The organism is Levilactobacillus koreensis JCM 16448 (assembly GCF_001435525.1).
Lineage (GTDB): Bacteria > Bacillota > Bacilli > Lactobacillales > Lactobacillaceae > Levilactobacillus > Levilactobacillus koreensis.
Genome location: NZ_AZDP01000110.1, coordinates 1 through 17,297, shown reverse-complemented (window position 1 = coordinate 17,297; position 17,297 = coordinate 1). Strand labels below are relative to the sequence as shown.

Here is a 17,297-nt window from a genome sequence, read left to right as displayed (position 1 = left end):
TAGGATTGATTGACACTGCCCCCGAATATGACTAAACTTGTTAAGCAATTTAGGACTTGAAGTGACTGCAAAATTGCTGGGGCTGGTCGCACTCCGGCTGCCAGGGATTGGATTCCGCCTGCTCAGACTGATTCTCACCATATCAAGCGATGTAAATGTGGCATTTCTATAAGCAGTATGTCATATTGCCATAGCATTTGAGTCTTAATCTGTCAGGCTAATCAAAACGTGTCGATACCAGATGGATGCTGGCCGCTATGCGTCAACGAAAACTCCCGTGGCAGCACTCACAATTGACCGGCACCACACCAACGGTCAAATTTACACACTACCCAAGCCGGAGGATGCCAGACAGAGCGCTGTGTCGGTGATGTTAGCTAGTGTCCTTCGCTAGGTTACATCACGGGACGAGTTGAAGACTCGCTTTTCGAGGCTTCAACTCGAGACCGAAGACCGCCCCACAGGCTTCGGTCGGTCCCCACAGCGTGGCGTCTGGCAACCGCAGGTGAACCATCAACGCACCATTTGAACTTAAACAGAATTTGAAAAAAGGAGGCGGTCAATTTGACCACCAGCGAACAAGCAGAGGAACAACAGCGTGTGGACCAAGTGGCCGACCAGATTGGCGAGCGGATCGACAAGACCGTCGCCGACTACACGGCCGCCCACAAAGAACTGCGCAACGTGTTAAAGAACTATAGTGAAAACACCTCGGTCAACTGGTTTGAAGTCGATGACCGAATCGAAACCAGTGCCGAGCTGCAACAACAACGGGCCTTGGTTTCTCGGCTGACTGAAAACCAAAACATCATCGAGGGCCAATTAGATACCTATAAGGAACTCCAAAAGTCCCCTTACTTCGGCCGCATCGACATTCAAGACCCCGGTGAATCTCAACCGGAATCCCTCTACATTGGGACCGCCTCATTCGTTGACGAGGACCAGAATTTCCTGGTCTACGACTGGCGTGCGCCCGTTTCCAGTATTTATTACAACGGGGTGCTCGGCGAAGTTGCCTACAGCACGCCCGCTGGCGACCAAGAAACCAACCTCTTAAAGAAACGCCAATTTTTGATTCAAGACGGCCAAATTGAAAGCATGTTTGACACCAATGAGACCGTCGGCGATAAAATGCTGCAACACGCTCTGGGTGAGCAAAATGACGCGACCATGCAAAACATCGTGTCGACCATTCAGCGCGAACAAAACGACATTATTCGCGACACCAAAAGTGACTTGCTAGTCGTCCAGGGGGTCGCGGGCTCCGGCAAGACGTCCGCCATTTTACAGCGGATCGCCTTTCTGCTCTATCACAGTCGGCGTGACCTGGAAGCCGACCAAATCGTCCTCTTCTCGCCCAACCGATTGTTCAGCCACTACATCAGTGACGTTCTCCCCAGCTTAGGGGAACGAAACATGCGGCAGGTCACGTTGGCCGAATTTTTAACGCAGCGGTTCCAAGGCCTCAACGTGCAAACGCAATTCGAACGCTACGAAGAAGACCAGCAAACGCCCGTCAACTTACCGCTCCGTAACTTTCGTGAGAGTGCCGCAATGATGACAGCCGTCAATGACTATTGTCACCAGGTCTCGCCAGCCGAGCTACAGTTCACGGACATTCGGTTCAAGGGTCGCGTCTTCTTTGATAAGGAAGAAATTCGCGACATCTATAGCCAGTTTCCAGCCGCCACGGCACCGGCCGACCGCTTTCTTCGGACAAAAAATGAATTGGAAAAACGGCTCAAGCACCGGATTCACGAGGAAGCCAAGGCTGACTGGGTGCGCGACACCATCGATCAACTCAGTGACGAAGATTACCACAACCTGTTAGGCGAAAAGCATCTGGGCAAGTTTGAACAGCTCGACGATGAGATCGACTTCATCGCCCGTCAAATCGTCCGGCGCCGACTGCGGCAAGTCGACGATGCCATTTACAACGGCTACTTTCTGGACGCCTACTCGCAATACACCGCCTTTCTCAAGCAGTGTCCCCTGCCCGACGACGTGTCGGCCACCGATTGGCAAACCGTCATCGACGCTTACCAACACGACATTGAATACCATAAGCTCGCGTTGACCGACGCCGCACCCCTGCTGTACCTGCGCGACATTCTCGCAGGTGGCGGGGCGAACCACCGGATGCAACACCTCTTCGTCGACGAAATGCAGGACTACTCGATGGCCCAGTTGATCTACCTGCAACACGCCTTTCCGCGGGCCAAACTGACCCTTCTCGGCGACAGTGAACAAGCCCTCTTCAAGGCGGTAGAATCACCGGAATCCATTCTGAAAAAGTTGGATGCCGCGTTAAACGTCAAACGGTCCCGGCTGATCACGTTGCGGCGCTCCTATCGTTCCACGTTGCCCATCACCACGTTTGCCAAGGCCCTTCTGCCCGATGGTGATCAAATTGAGGCCTTCAATCGGCCGGGTGACCTGCCTAAGGTGGTCATTCGCTACGACAACGAGTCGGCCTTTAAGGCGCTCGCCCACGAATTGCGGCTGGAGCTCGCCACCAACGGAACCGTGGCGATTCTCACTAAGAGTACAGCCGAAGCCAAGTACGTCTACCAGGAGCTCCACGCCGAGTTCGATTTGACCCGACTGACCGACACCGACCGTTCCCTGCCTAAGGGCATCGTGGTTTTGCCGATCTATCTGGCCAAGGGGTTGGAATTCGACAGCGTCATTGCCTACAACGTTTCCGCCGAAAACTATCCGGACGACCAATTGACCGGGACACTCTACACGATTGCGTCGCGGGCCATGCACCACTTGACCTTGTTGAGCATCGGGGCGGCTTCCCCACTGATTGCATCGGACAAGATTCCCCAGGCCGATTTAACGATCGAACACGAATTCCAGAATTAAAGCATACCTCCGCCTGCGGCTGCCAGAACTACGCCTGCTATGGGGTCGGTTCCAACCTAAAGACCAGGTTTCCACCTCGACTTGAAGCCACACAACCCACGTGTCTCCAAGGTCGACCCGCGAAGTAAGTCGGGAAAGAACCCCGACAAACATCGCCGACACAGCTGGCTTCGTTCTGGCCTCCTCCGGCTCTGATTGTATTTTAAAAGAGCCAAGATAACTCCATAACAATAATAGCGTCGATGCCCTCTGACAAATTAACAGATAGACATCGACGCTATTTTTTTGAGCTTATACGGAAAGCCCATGTATTGCAAGCCTCAACAATTTCTTCTCATCATCCCCGCCACTCCTCGCGCAAGCAGCCATACTTGACGGAATCCCAGTACTTGTCTTGCCAATAACGAACTTGACGAATGCGGCCCTCCTCCTGCCAGCCAATGCTTTCGGCCAGGTGGCACATGCGGGTGTTGCCCGACCAAGTCGTCAGTCCAAGATGGGGCAGCGTCGTTTGGGACCAGACCTGAGCGATCCATTGGGTCAGTGCGTCCTTGCCAATACCTTGTTGCCAATTATCTTGGCGGTAAATGACGATGCCCACTTCCAGCCACCGCCGCAGGTCGCCGTCCGCGTAATGGTAAGACACGCTACCGACCATTTCCGTGTCGACCCAGATGACCCGTTGGTTTGGTTGATCGATGAATTTCGTTGGGGCAATCTTCGTTAGAAACTGCTCACGACTCGGCAGTTGGTCGTGAAAGTACGGCCCATTCCACTGCGTCCAGGCGGCAGCTTCATCCCCATAAGCTAGTTGCCAAAATGCCGGTGCATCGGCCATGGTCAACGGTTTTAGTGTGACCTTCATTCGTCATCATCTCCTATTTTTACTCAGTATAGCAGGGAACACCTTCCGTGAATGCAAAAAGGACCTACACTGGTCGTAAGTCCTTTCTAACACTATTATTCCAATCCCTTAGGCGTCTTCATCGTCGCGAATTTTGCGTGGCGGTCGTAATTCCGATAGCCTTTGTAAAAATGCAGGTGGTTCTTCGTCAATTTCAACTTGTAGCTCAAGCGCTGTCCGTCGAACTGAACCTGACTGTCCTTGGGCGAATACTGAATACCGGATAGCCGATAAACGTGGTGGCCCAACGATTGGTATTTCAGTTTTTTCAAGCCGTAACCGGGCAACCGGTAGTAGTGATGACTGGCTTCATCCAGCGCAAACAGGTTGCCCGTGCTAATTGACTTGCCGTATGTGATGTACGCCTTGTTATCCCCATGGCCGTTATAGATCCACGTGCGTCGCAAGGCTTTGGGTGTTCCCCGATGCCAGGTTGCGGCCTGTGCTGACGTCAGACTAGTCGCACCTAGCCCCAACGTAATCGCCGCTAAGCTCAGTAAAAAAATTGGTTTCTTCAAATCATTTTCCTCCCCAGGAAATGCTGTGTTCTTCTTGCTCCCCTAAAGTTACGCGACTTGGCCGCAGAAATCAAGACGAACTGGTAACTCCTGTCAAATTAGGAATGACCGGTTTTAATTCCGCTATTTTCCTCGAGCCTTTCGTGCTATGCTGAAACTACCTGGGGAGGTCGCTTATGCAAATAACGAAACGCAAGTTAATCATTGAGGGGAGTCTCAATGTGCTTTTATTGCTGTTACCCATCATCTTATTCATTGCGGGCGGTTTCGGGATGGCCGAACACGATTCATCCCATCCCGACGTCCTAGTTCTCGGTGGGAGCCTACTGATGGGCGGGCTAAGTCTGGTCATGCTGGCCATCTACGCTTTTAGTTGGCGGCAACACGGCTGGCGGCAATTGTCGGTTCTGCGCCGTAGCTTGATTGTTTTTTACGGCATCTGGCTGATCATCGGTCTCTGGACTTGGCTAATGTTTCTCGGTATCATCTCTTAACGACTATCAAGGCCCCAAGATTGGCTAAAAATACCAATCTTGGGGCCTTTTTCATACTTAGTGTCTATTGTAAATTCTGCACATAAGGCTTCGCGGCCTGCTCATCAAACGAGTAAGCGTTGCAGTGCGACCAGCTAACACAACTTATTTTTTACTTTGAATCACGAACTGCTTATTAGCTGTGATGAACTGGCCGTTGGTGAGCTCTAGCCGGGGGATTTGACCGTGGAAGCGAATGGCCTTGATTTTCAAGACTTGCCCCTTCTTGATCAAACGAACCCGTTGACTGGACTTAAAGGTCATTTGCTTATAACTGTAGATACCGTGTTGCCCGATGACCCGGACACGCTTAGGGTTCTGCAGGTAGTAGAGTGACGCCACAAACTTCGCATTGGCCGTAATGTAACCGCCCTTAACGCGGTAACGTTGCGCGCCGTTCTTGGCAAAGGCCACACCAAGCGTCCTAAACGTTCGGCTATGGGTCCGCGACCTAGCCGTGTAATGGTGAACACGCTGGGTCAGATTGACATCCTTATACAGATTCAACGCACCCTTGGCGTAAACGACCTTTGGCGCCTGCGCCACGACTGGTGTCACCGGTTTCGTTGGCTTGGACTCTGAGGTTGCTGGTTTCGACTCACTCGATGCTGACGTCTCGGGTGTTGCTGGCGCCGTTGGGGTCCCGGTCTCATTGCCAGTCGTGTTCCCATTTGTCAACTGACTATCCAAGAACTTCAACTGGTGCTTACTTTCGAAGAGATTCCCCATCGCTAACAACAGGCGGTCCTGGTTCTTGGCGGCTTCCAGCTGAATCCCTAATGGCATCCGGCTGGCGCTCACGTACGTTGGCAAACTGATTGCCGGTTCGCCGGTCACGTTGGCCAATTGGGTAAACGGTGTCTTGCTAAGCCCATGCAGCCAAGCATCGTAAATCAACTGCATCTGATCTTTGCTATCCAATGACGCAATATTGCGCATCTTCTCAACGTACTCTGGCAAATAGGCCGGATCGGCATTACTTGGCGCCGTAGTGGCCGTCGTCGGCGTGAGGTACAGCCCGTACTTCTGGTGGAAGTCCGCCATCTGTTGCTTAGCCGTTGCGACCACACTAGCATAGCTGGCGCGGTCCGGGGCGGTCAGTTTTTGGCTGGCTTTAAATAGGGCATAAGTCATGATACTACCATCATCGGGCAAGAGGTCACGTTTGTAAGCAGCTCTGGCAAAAGAGTTAGCGGAAAATCCGCTGGACGTTGCGCCCTTGTAGTAGGCCTGCATTAAGGCCTTGCCATCGACCGGACTGTCGACCTGCTTGACGTTGAAGCCCTGACTCTTCAGGAAGGACACGGCCTGAGTGACCGCATTCACAGCATCCTGACTGACCGGCGTGCCCACGGGCGACTTGGTCGAGTAGGCGATGGTCACCGACTTCAGGTCCGTTGGGGCGGCTTCGGCCGTGACTTTACCGCTCAGCATATTGTCAAATAACGTCTGGGTGTCCGCCATGCTCTTGGTCTCGGCGAAACTTGCCATGGTGCTGGTGGCACTATCCCCCTTGATCATCCCCGCGGATGGTTTCAGGCCGATCACACCGGACCAGGACGCTGGAATTCGCAACGACCCACCGGCATCGTTCCCGGTAGCAAGAGGAACCATATCGTCGGCGACACTTGCCGCCGCACCACCGGAAGAGCCACCAGGATTATCGGCGGTGTTCCATGGATTGCTGGCCGCGCCATAGAGCTTAGAGGTCGTGATGTTGGTCAGTCCCAATTCGGGATAGTTCGTTTGCCCAATGACGACGAAGCCGAGACTCTGTAGCTGGGCCACGAACGGTCTAGTATACGATGCGATGCGCGTGCTAGAGTATGGCAGACCCTGCGTCGCGGACTCGCCCTTCAACTCCTGCGCCAAACCTTTAATCAAAATGGGCACGCCATAGAACGGCTGGCCGGTATCCTTCATGGCCGCCGCCTCGTCCAGCGCCTTATCCTCGCGCATGGTGATCACGGCGTTCAGTTGCGGATTATCCTGCTTGACCTTGGTCATCGCCAGCTGAATCAGCTGTTGGCTGGTGACCTTGCCGTCCCGCACCATCTGCGCGAGCTGAGTCGCTGTGGCGTGTTCGTACTGCGACAGCGTTAACGGCTTGGCCGTGGCTGTCGTCGTGATGGTGGCAGGACTACTGGTACTATGTACACTGGTTTCACTGGCGCTCACACCGGTAATGGCGCCGCCCACGATGGTTGCGGCCACCACAGCTGCTAACACCGCTTTAGTCCTTAACCAATGACTAAACTTGATTTGCTTCATCCAAATTTCCTCCAACCTTTTCCAACCTAATTTGCATTTTGCAACTGGCCTAGTAACTGTCGCCTTCTTCTCAAACAGCATAGTAACCACACTATTACTGTTGTTCACTAGTCGTCAGCCACTTATCCCTCGCAAAACACAACCTCACATCCCATAGTACAGGATTTTAGCGTGGATGAAAACGCTTATTTCTCGGTTTCAATAACCATATAGTTATCAGAATTATACGTAATCTATTTAACTAGCCACTTGTATCCCGCAAGTAGTCGACCACCCCCCTCATTCAAAACTATCTCAACCCTTGGACTAGTGATGACAACAGCGTTTACGTATTCATTTATGGTTTTCATTATTTCAAACTTATTTTCAAAGGCCAATTTTTCTGTCGATATAAAAAAATCGGTGACATTTCCATCTCGCCTTTATCAGGTTAGTTGGTGATGCCACCGATTATGGTCTATTTCCCATTAAGCTCTGCAAACTGAATCGTCTCATCAAACAACGCTTGAGTCTCCGCATGCGGCGTATGACTAATCATAATCAGCGTCAGTGCCGGGTTCTCCAGCAAGTCACGCTCAATCTTCACGGCATTAGCGGTGTCGACCGCCGATGTCCCTTCGTCCAGCAGGATCACGCCCACATGCCGGAGCAGGCCTCGGGCTAACGCCAACCGTTGGAGCTGACCCCCGGACAAGTCGCTGCCACCAGCCCCGACGTTTTGGTCCAGAAAGGCTTCAGCGCGTTCTCGGTCCGGACACAATTTGGTGGCCAACAAAACCGCCACGAGCTCGTCATCACTATAGCTATCGGCCAGTTGTAAGTTTTCCCGCACCGTAGTCGTCAACGCTTGCGGTCGTTGGTCTAAATACAGCAACTGCTGTCCCAACTGATTCGCCGAGTAGTCCCTGAGTGATTTGCCTGCCAGCCGAATCTCACCGGTATAGTTGGTCAGATAGCCGGTCAGCACCTTCAGAAAGGTCGATTTGCCACCGCCACTTTCGCCCAAGATCAGATACTTCTTGCCCTGCTCAAAGTTGTAGTTCACGTGCCGTAAAATGAGCTGGTCGGCGTGGTAGCCAAAACTCAAGTCGCGGACCCGAATCATGTCTGGCACTATGGCGGTTGTGGCAACCGCCATCTCTGTCGGTTCGGCCGTTGCTGGGAACTTCTCGCGTTCCAGCTCAAATTTTTCAAAGATGGGTGCCACGCCCCGAATCATTCCCAGATAGGTACTCATGTTGCCGAGGTTGTTGAAAATATTCCCTGACAGGCTGCTCACGGCACTCAGCGTCCCAATCGAGACCAATTTCATCATGGCTAGGATTCCCGTCAACCCCATCAGCATGACCTGAGAAATAACGTTGCCCAGGAATCCCACGACCTGCACACTACTCTGTGCGCGCCGTTGATTGACGTAGGACTGTTTAAGCGCTTGGGATGCCGAAACGATGCCCTGTTTCAGCAACCGCAACGCCTGAAACGCGTAAAGCAGATTGAACACGCCCATCACGTCCTGCGTCCGGTTGACGAAGGCCTCATTTTGATGGGTCAGCTGTGTGTTGGCCCGCATGATGCGCTTATCGAAAACCTTGGGTGCCATGATGATCAGCCCGGCTAAAATCAGTGCCGATAACGCCAAGCTCCAATGGTAGGCAATCAGTGTGAACAACGCAAAGACCGTTCCAAAGATGCCTTCAACGACAGTGAAAAAGTTCTGGAGTCCCTGCACGTTGATGGTCTGGATATCGTTGTTGACCCAGGACTCATAGACCCCCGTCCCCCGTGAATTGTAGGATTCGTAGTCCTTATCAATTAAAATATCGGCCAAATCTTGCCGAATGGAAATGTCGATGTTCTGAATGACCTTTTCCTGATAGATGGACGCCCCGTAATTCAGGGCGGCAATCACCATCCAATCCAGCATCAGTAGACCGACCGCCAGTAAGAAGGGATTTAATTGACTTTTGATCAGCGCGTTCAACAGATTGGCGCTGAGGACTGACCCTAAGACCGTCAATGCCTCAATCACCATTAACAGAAACATCACGATTCCTACTTCGCCGCGATGCTGAAAAATATATTTGCGCACGCTTGTCGCCACACTTTCTCATTTCAAATACCACAACGATTATAGTATTCTCATTTAAATGATTATACTCTAACTTTTTTGTAATAAGATTCAATGGAAGGCCCTTACAAAAAGAAGGTTCGCCAAATTAGCGAACCTTCTCTCAACTTCAATGTTATTCAGCAGCCGTTTGGGGCATGGCCTTCAACGCCTGTTTCAACACCAACGGCGCAATGATGGTGGCCAAGACGATGACTAAAATCATGGCGGAATAGTCCGCCCCACCGAGCAGACCAGCTTGATGACCAATTTGCGCGGTAATCAGTCCCATCTCGCCCCGGGCAATCATCCCGGTACCGATGACGGTGCTACTCTTCAGGTCAAAGCCGCTCAACCGCGCGCCCAGACCACAGCCCAGCAATTTCGCCAGGCAGGCCAGCACCGTTAAGCCCACGATGATGCCGAGGTTGTCCGCCAAGTGGTCCAGCGTCATGTTCAGCCCGACACTCACGAAGAAAACGGGAATAAAGATGGCATTTCCCAACGGCTCCACGTGGTCGGCCAAGACCGCTCTGTACGGCGTGTGCGCCACGGCAATGCCGGCGAAGAAGGCGCCAATTGCCCCGCTCAGCCCGACAATGTCCGCCAGCCACGCCATGCTCAGGCAGATAACCATCGACATGATGGTCACGCTGGACGCCATGACTAGCCGTTCGCTCAAATGCATCAGGTACGGTGCGATCCATTTGACCACGATGTAGGTTCCGCCAAAAAACGCAACCTGCTCGAGTAAAACCAGGCCCAGTGCCGGTTGACTGCCCGCTGCCTGAATTCCTTGGCTCGCCAGCAAACTGATCATCAGCGACAACAGGATGACCCCCATGATGTCGTCGGCCACCGCGGCGCCCAGAATCGTCGCGCCCTCACGCGTGGAGAGCGCATGGTACTCCTTCAAGACGGCCACGGAAATGGAGACCGACGTTGCCGAGAAGATGACGCCGATAAACAGCGCCTCGAGCGGCGTGAACCCCCACCACCAAGAGGCCAGTCCCATCATGACAATGGGGAAAATCACCCCGGAAGTCGCCACCACAATGGCCGGTTTGAGGTACTTCATTAAGAGTTGTAAATTACTTTCGAGCCCGCCCAAGAACATCAGGATCACGACCCCAATGTCGGCGAACAGACTGACGAGACTGTTGAGTTGAACCCAATTGAGCAGGGCCGGCCCAATGATAATGCCGATCAGCAGCTCACCGATCACGGCCGGAACGCCCAGCCGGTTGGCAAAGTTCCCCGCCAGCGTCGTCAGTACTAAAATTAAACAGAGTGTTCCCAAAAAAGCCACGCGGACTCCTCCTTTAAAAAATATTAATAGGCCCATGATACGCCAAATTCCGGAAACAATCACTAGTGGGTTTGGGGAAGTACCGACTGCGGCTGCCAGGAATTCTTGCCGGCTTAGCAGAAAACCAATCTTGAAGGCTCGGTTCTTTCGAGGCTTCAAGTTGTGTTCGCCCCGATCCAGCCCATATCTGCCGGCCGGTAAGGCGAAGGGCCCACCAGGTTGCCTAGTTTTAGTCTCACTGTTGTTGCTAGAGCAGGCATGACTGGTATTTTGGAACTTTCAACCTTTAATTTATCAATTAAAAAGGCGACTAGTCCACTGCCCCCAGTGTCCTAGTCACTACAGAACTCAGCCAATTTCAATCAACTCTTACCTAGTCCGCATCCTTCGCTTGAATTAGTGCGCGGAGCATGGCGATCAATCCCCAAACGATGGCGATAATATTAATCGTGAAATCCCCCAAGTCCTCATGCGGGTAGACCATCAGCCACTTTGCCGCGGGTAAAAACAGAAAAAGTCCCAGCCAAAATGAAAACGTGCCGTAGAAATGCTTGCAGAATTTGATCCCCATAACGCTCCCCCCATTCGCGGTGTCCGCCAGTTCAGCTACAACTTAACACGTGTATGTAAAGAGTCCGTGTACAAGAATCATTTTCAAGCGGATTGAACGGGCGACTTAACAATCTCGGTCGTGGTAAAAATTGAAGTGCCCCCATAATTCCCTTAACAACGAAAAAGTGTCTGACCACCATCAATAAAGCGATGGTGGCAGACACTTTTCAAAAAAAGATTAAGACACTAGCTTTATTGATTGGTTTGCTTGGACCACTACCAACACACGGTCTAAACACTTCAACTCCAATGGACCACAGTCGTAGGCAGACAGGGACGGAACCCCGTGTGGGTGCTCTTAGTCCGGCCGAACTTGCCGGGCTTAGAGCACTGGCCGAGCTTTGAAACTCGTGCTTTGAGGTTCAAAGTCGCCCTGAGGACCGCTTCTCAGGCCCCAGGTCTGCCCCACCGGGTGGAGTTCCTGTCTGCCGAAGACGACCTCACCATTCCTAATTGAAGTAAGTGAGGTCTGAGGCCAGGGTTGGGTAGGCCATGATGGTGGCGTTAATATCGTCCATACCAAGCTGGTTACTAATGACGAAGTCCAGGTAATTGATCACCTGTTCCGCCTCACTGCTCAGCACTGCCGCCCCAACGATCTTATTGGTTGCCTTGTCGACGACCACCTTGATACGGGCGTGGGGGTCCTGAATCCGTTGGTAGCTGTACCAATGCGTCAAATCCAAGTCGTTGATCTTGTACTTTTCTGGTTGCGCTTCCGCTTGAACGGTTGGGACGCCTAGCTGAGCCAATTGGGTCTTACCATAGACCACCGCTGGAATCACTGGATATTGAATGGCCGGTGAATCGCAGGTCGTCAACGTTTCCGTCAGGTAGCGGCCTTCAAATCCGGCTACCGGCGTCAGCTTGGGTTGTGGCCGGTCGACCACGTCCCCCACCGCAAAGATATGGTGATTTGAGGACTGTAGACGCCCGTTGACCGTAATGCCATGGGTGGTCGTTGCCACGTCGACGCGGTCCAAGTGCAGGTCCGCCAAGACTGGTGTCCGACCAGCCGTCGCAAAGACTAAGCCCGTCGTCCACGTCTCGCCGGTTGCCGTGGTCACTTGATACTGGTCATCGGCCGGGGCAACGGCTGTGATGTCCGTATCCAATTTGACATCCACGCCATTTTCCCGTAGCCGGTCAAGCAGATCACCGACCAAGTCCTGGTCAAACGCCCGCAGTGGCCGCGCATTGTGGTGGACCAGGTGGACACGACTGCCCGCAGCGTTAGCGATTGCCGCTAATTCAACACCCACGAAGCCGGCTCCCATCAAAGTAATGTCTTGCGGAAGTTTGTCGAGATCAAGGAACTCATTGCTGGTCCGAAGCCACTCTTGCCCATCGATCTTGGGTAAACGCGGTTCTTGGCCAGTCGCAATGATCCAATTGGCTGCATTCAGTTGCTCATCCCCAACGATCAGCGTGCCATCGGCATTAAAGCTCGCGGTGCCATGAAAGTTAGCGATACCGGCCGCTTCAAGCCCACCTTGCGTGCCACTTGGAATCTTTTGCGTGTAAGCTCGCTTAGCGGCCATCAGTGCCGACCAATCGATTTGGGGAACTCCTGTCAAGCCATGGCCCTGCAATGCCTCACTGTGGCCCTGAGCCTCTACAGCGGCCATCAGAATCTTCTTGGGATCACAACCACGGTTTGGACACGTTCCGCCCCAGAGGTCCTTTTCGACCACGGCCACGTTCATCCCCCGCGCGTGGAGACCGTAAGCAGCCGCTAAACCGCCGGGACCCCCACCGATAATGCCGATATCAAACTCTTGCATACATTGACCCTTCCTTTCCGTGTGAAATGGGTAGCGTACATCAATTCGCAATCATCCATTCACTGAGTACGCCTTTGATTCTAGCACGGAAAGGCCAAATCAATCGTCAATTTGTTTGCCAGTTGCCAATTTTTGCTGCACCCGCAGGAGGTTAAAGCCGATGTAGACCAACACGACAAGGCCAGTCATGGCGTAGACGGGCCCAGACGAAATGTGCTGGAAGAGGAGGCTGTAAACCGCGGTACCCACGGGAACAGCCAGCTGCATCAGCGTGCCAAACGTCGAGCCGACCCGACCAAGCAGCTCAGTTGGGACGGTCATTTGCATGTAGACGGACATTGGCGTGTTGACGAAGGCTAGCGTCAATCCGACCAGCAGGGCCCAGATGACTAAAATCAGGACCAATTGGTTGTCGGGTAAGGTACTCATGAACAGGATTCCCAGGGCGAAGATTGCCCCGCCAACCACCAGCGACAAGCGCAGAATCGTCAGCAGAACGCGTTTGAACGTTGGTAGCATCGACAAAATGAGATTACCGATTAAAATACCGGCGGCAAATCCACTCATGACCACACTCAGGCTCGCATTACTCATGTGCCGAGTCTGGACGATGGCGTACGGTAAGCCCACATCGACCGAGCTGAACAGAAAGTTCAAGAAGACCCCAATGACGACCACGGAACGAAGCGTAAAGCGATTCCAAATGTATTGAAGGCCAACCTTGAATAATTGCCACTGGGTCTGGGCCGGTTGCGAGTCGGTTCCTGCAGTTGCCGATTGCGGCGCCTGAGCTGGTTGATCCGTTTGCTCAGCATCAACTACCAGACTGGTGGTTGCCGATTCGGCGGCCTTCAGCGGGTGGAACCGCATGGACAACGTAATCAGCCAGACAATAATTTCGGCGGCAATTTCAACCCGAACGATTCCGTCAAAGCCGATCATGCCGTACAACGCGGCAGCCAACACCGGTGAGATCAATTGAATACCGGCAGTTGCGGCCTGCTCGATGGTCGCCAACGTCTTGATATGGTTATCATTGACCAGTTCGTGAATTGACGCGGTGAAGCCGGTATTGGTGACCTTGTCGCAACAAGCAATAAACGTTAAGACCAAGATGGCAAGTAACATTTGATTGGCGACCCGGTCGGCTAACAGGGCGTAGACAATGTATGCGCCAATATCCAAGGCTTTACTGGTTAAAATCAGTGGTTTGTGGTGCCCACGGTCGATTAGGTTGCCCACGGGCATCATCAATAAAAGCCCCACAATGGGGTAGATGATCGCTCCCAGCCCAAAGCTCAATGCCGAATGAGTGGTGTGTAAAAGCATGAGACCTAAGGCAAAGCCAAAGGTGTCACCGCCTAAGGTACTAATGATATCGCTGCTGGCTGCCCGAACGATTTGAATCACGGACTGCCGATTGGTAATTTGAACTTCCATGACGGTTCCCCCTCTAAGTTATTAATCTAATTCTAATTGATTTCTCATCAAAAGTTCCGTATAATATGGGGCAAATTTGCCACATCACTTAGGGGGCTATTTTCCATGGAAGAACTCGGCACGACTATCAAACAAATCCGCCAGGCAAAGGGGCTGACGCAAAAAGAAGTCTATTCAGGCATCGTCTCCCGGTCGTTTGCGACTCGCCTAGAAAGCGGCGATCATGACATCACGGCGACGAAACTCTTCGATATTTTAGAGCGGCTGGGTGTCTCCGCAGATGAATTTCGCTTCATTCAAAATGACTACCGCCCCGACGACGGCGAGATTCTCCGTAGTCAGGTCATGGCGGCGTACGACCAGCAAAACTTTCCTCAACTTAGTCACTTGGCACAACGTTACGGTCAGAGTAAGAATCCCGCTGAGCGGCGGATGGCTACGATTGCGGCGGTCCTCCTGACGGCCTATAGTCACCGCCACGCCACGTTGACCCCCGATATGGAGCGGCTGTGGCAACAGATTATGTACACGAAGTCCTGGACGCTTCAGGAAATTCGGATGGGACCAATTTTGATGGCGTTGATTGGGTTCAAGAATGCCGCCGTCCCGGAAACGATTCGGAAGATGCACCAAAGCTGTAACCGTTACGTGTCCGAGCTGACTGACCCCTTTCACGTGATGGACCTGCGACTATCGTTTGACCTCGTGGCCCTGCAAGTGCTCCTCGGTCAAGGCGACTATGACCAGGCGCGGGATTTCAAGGCCGAAATGATGAGCGGGCATCTGGAACAGCTGACTAGTGAGGGCAATCTGACGCTTCAGCTGTGTCTATGCATCTGGACCTGGTTCTTTGGCAACCCATCGACCGCGGACAAGCAGGCAAGCTTGCTTCGTCAGATAAAGGTGGCACCGATTGACCCGGGGATCCGTGCCATACTAGCCTCATGGCAGCAACAAGCGAAAAGGTATCATCTTGCGTTGGAGAAAAAATAAATTCAGGCGCGACGTTACGCTAAGTCGGCAGTAATTTTCTCGTCGGTCTAGCAGAAAACCAAGCTTAAAGCCTCGGGCCTTTTGCGGCTTCAAGCTTGCGGCTACACCGTCTCAGTCTAGATTCGGTAATCAGTCAGACGCTGATTGCCACCACATCTTGCCAGCAATCGTTGTGTAAACAGTTCACACGACGATTGTGATAAAATAAACCTCAGAAACTATTTTAGGGGGCAGTCGATGACTTTCTATACTTATGGTTACCTGACACAACATCACAATACCTGGCAGTACGCGCGAATTGGCTTAATCATCGCCCTACTGATCATCTTTATCGGATTATTTGTTTACTATCTGCGGCACCGCTGGAACGTGAAGTATAAAGACCTCAGTATTATTAGTGGCACGTTGCTCCTGCTAACCCTGGGATTTCAAATTAACAGCTTGGTCTCATTGCGCTCGGCCACGGAACAGACCGGCGAAATTACGGCAACCGTGAAACAGGTCGCTAAGCAACTTGCCGTTAAGCCGGCCGACTTAGCGGTCAACGCCACCACGACCAACAATAACCTTCTTTTCAAGACGCCTAAAGGTTACTACCGTCTGGACTATAACTCGGATGGGTCAGCTTACGTCTTGGAGAAAGTTAATTTACATCACCCGAAAGTCACGCTTACAAAGGAGTAGCAGATATGTTTGTCTATTCAGATGTCGCCATTAAATTGCTCGTCGGTTTTATTTTTATGACCTTGCTGATCAACTTCTCCGGCAAGGGAAATCTCGCCCCCACCTCGGCCATCGATCAGGTCCAGAACTACGTCTTAGGGGGCATTGTCGGCGGAGTTATCTACAACTCGGCCGTCACTCTAATTCAATTTGTCATCGTCCTCTTGATCTGGTCGCTGCTAATTCTAGTGACCCGTTACTTGAAGATTCACGTGCGGACGATCGGTAAGTTTATCGACGGTGGACCCATCACGGTCATCCGTAACGGTGAGCTGTTGGTGCACAACTGCCTTAAAGCCAACCTTTCGGCTAAAGAGATCGATTTCAAACTACGAACTGCCGGCGTTTATCAAATCAACGAGGTCAAGCGGGCCATCGTCGAACAGAATGGAAGTCTAACCGTTCTGCGTCAAGGCGAGGGCTCCATTCGCTACCCAGTGGTCGTCGACGGGCAAATCGACTACGACGTGCTAGAGCTCATGGACCATGACGAGGACTGGCTACTTGCCCAACTCAAACAACACGGCGTGGCCAACATTCGCGACGTTTACATGGCAAAATACGAAAATCATCAGTTTGAGATCACCCGCTATGACGCGGCGTAAAATGGTTTCCTCCCACAACTACTCACTGCAAAAGTGATACACTAAATTCAAGAAAGGTGGTGGCCATAATGGCTGCAGATCGGTTAACGGAACATTGGGATATTTATAATCGGCAATTACAGGTGGTGGGCCACCGCCAACGGAAGGAAACGTTGCATCCAGGCGAGTACCACCTGGTGGTCAACGCGTTCATTTTTCACCCAGATGGTCAGGTCCTCCTTCAGCAACGAACGGCGGACAAGCTGAACTTCCCTAGTTGTTGGGATTGCTCGGTTGGTGGGTCCGTCCTCGCTGGCGAGACGATTGAAACTGGGATGCACCGCGAAATGCACGAGGAGTTGGGACTGGACCTGCCAGTAACCGCGGCGAATAATTATTGGTTACGTCCCTACAGTCACTGGATCGAAGCGTGGTTCGCGTTTGAAACGACCACCCCACTAGACAACCTCACCCTCCAACGATCGGAGGTTCAGCGGGCCGCCTTCTTTTCCCCAACCGTGGCCCATAGTCATCTGAAACAAATTGGCTTTAATGCCTACTCGCTAGAACTTCGCCGTGCGTGGGAACACCTCAATAAAAACCACCCGTTGAACGGGTGGTTTTCTCGAGGGCTATAAGCCCTGGGTA

Annotated in this window: 14 protein-coding genes; 6 read left to right on the top strand and 8 right to left on the bottom strand. The window is 52.4% G+C overall.

What is annotated here, in order from left to right:
- Window positions 1-564: 564 nt before the first annotated feature.
- The gene (helD, locus tag FC99_RS10080; protein ID WP_048732690.1) at window positions 565-2,871 is read left to right on the top strand and encodes an RNA polymerase recycling motor HelD; all 2,307 of its coding nucleotides are present in this window, start codon (window positions 565-567) and stop codon (window positions 2,869-2,871) included.
- Between the two features lie 337 nt (window positions 2,872-3,208).
- Here the strand turns inward: helD and FC99_RS10075 are convergent, their stop codons facing one another.
- Both FC99_RS10075 and FC99_RS10070 read right to left on the bottom strand, forming a co-directional pair.
- Complete coding sequence (locus FC99_RS10075) at window positions 3,209-3,736, bottom strand: GNAT family N-acetyltransferase (RefSeq protein ID WP_048732693.1); 528 nt, start codon at window positions 3,734-3,736, stop codon at window positions 3,209-3,211.
- A 95-nt stretch (window positions 3,737-3,831) separates the two neighbouring features.
- Window positions 3,832-4,293, bottom strand: a complete 462-nt coding sequence (locus tag FC99_RS10070) for a hypothetical protein (protein ID WP_048732694.1) — start codon at window positions 4,291-4,293, stop codon at window positions 3,832-3,834.
- A gap of 176 nt (window positions 4,294-4,469) precedes the next feature.
- On the opposite strand from FC99_RS10070, the gene FC99_RS10065 reads away from it, so the two are divergent.
- Window positions 4,470-4,787, top strand: coding sequence for a hypothetical protein (locus FC99_RS10065; RefSeq protein WP_048732696.1), 318 nt, complete (start codon window positions 4,470-4,472; stop codon window positions 4,785-4,787).
- 144 nt (window positions 4,788-4,931) lie between these two features.
- Here FC99_RS10065 and FC99_RS10060 read toward each other — a convergent pair whose 3' ends face one another.
- The 6 genes from FC99_RS10060 to FC99_RS10035 form a co-directional block, all read right to left on the bottom strand.
- Window positions 4,932-7,097 carry an amidase family protein gene (locus tag FC99_RS10060; protein WP_082153176.1) on the bottom strand — a complete coding sequence of 722 codons (2,166 nt, stop codon included), beginning with the start codon at window positions 7,095-7,097 and terminating at the stop codon, window positions 4,932-4,934.
- A 457-nt stretch (window positions 7,098-7,554) separates the two neighbouring features.
- On the bottom strand, window positions 7,555-9,186 hold the full coding sequence (locus tag FC99_RS10055; protein ID WP_156166888.1) for an ATP-binding cassette domain-containing protein: 1,632 nt from the start codon (window positions 9,184-9,186) through the stop codon (window positions 7,555-7,557).
- 154 nt (window positions 9,187-9,340) lie between these two features.
- Window positions 9,341-10,513, bottom strand: coding sequence for a cation:proton antiporter (locus FC99_RS10050; RefSeq protein WP_048732699.1), 1,173 nt, complete (start codon window positions 10,511-10,513; stop codon window positions 9,341-9,343).
- A 373-nt stretch (window positions 10,514-10,886) separates the two neighbouring features.
- A complete protein-coding gene (locus FC99_RS10045; protein ID WP_048732701.1) occupies window positions 10,887-11,084 on the bottom strand; it encodes a hypothetical protein in 198 nt (65 codons plus the stop codon).
- A gap of 490 nt (window positions 11,085-11,574) precedes the next feature.
- Entirely contained in the window at window positions 11,575-12,909 is a 1,335-nt protein-coding gene (locus FC99_RS10040) for a dihydrolipoyl dehydrogenase family protein (protein ID WP_048732703.1), read from the bottom strand.
- A gap of 99 nt (window positions 12,910-13,008) precedes the next feature.
- Entirely contained in the window at window positions 13,009-14,349 is a 1,341-nt protein-coding gene (locus FC99_RS10035; RefSeq protein WP_048732705.1) for an MFS transporter, read from the bottom strand.
- A 105-nt stretch (window positions 14,350-14,454) separates the two neighbouring features.
- On the opposite strand from FC99_RS10035, the gene FC99_RS10030 reads away from it, so the two are divergent.
- The 4 genes from FC99_RS10030 to FC99_RS10015 all read left to right on the top strand — a co-directional run bounded on the left by FC99_RS10030 (window position 14,455) and on the right by FC99_RS10015 (window position 17,287).
- Window positions 14,455-15,342 (top strand): helix-turn-helix domain-containing protein, encoded by an 888-nt coding sequence (locus FC99_RS10030; protein ID WP_048732707.1) that lies wholly within the window; start codon window positions 14,455-14,457, stop codon window positions 15,340-15,342.
- A 237-nt stretch (window positions 15,343-15,579) separates the two neighbouring features.
- Window positions 15,580-16,026, top strand: a complete 447-nt coding sequence (locus FC99_RS10025; protein WP_048732708.1) for a DUF3290 domain-containing protein — start codon at window positions 15,580-15,582, stop codon at window positions 16,024-16,026.
- Between the two features lie 5 nt (window positions 16,027-16,031).
- Complete coding sequence (locus FC99_RS10020; protein ID WP_048732709.1) at window positions 16,032-16,670, top strand: DUF421 domain-containing protein; 639 nt, start codon at window positions 16,032-16,034, stop codon at window positions 16,668-16,670.
- Between the two features lie 68 nt (window positions 16,671-16,738).
- The gene (locus FC99_RS10015) at window positions 16,739-17,287 is read left to right on the top strand and encodes an NUDIX hydrolase (RefSeq protein ID WP_048732711.1); all 549 of its coding nucleotides are present in this window, start codon (window positions 16,739-16,741) and stop codon (window positions 17,285-17,287) included.
- The last annotated feature ends 10 nt before the right edge of the window (window positions 17,288-17,297 follow it).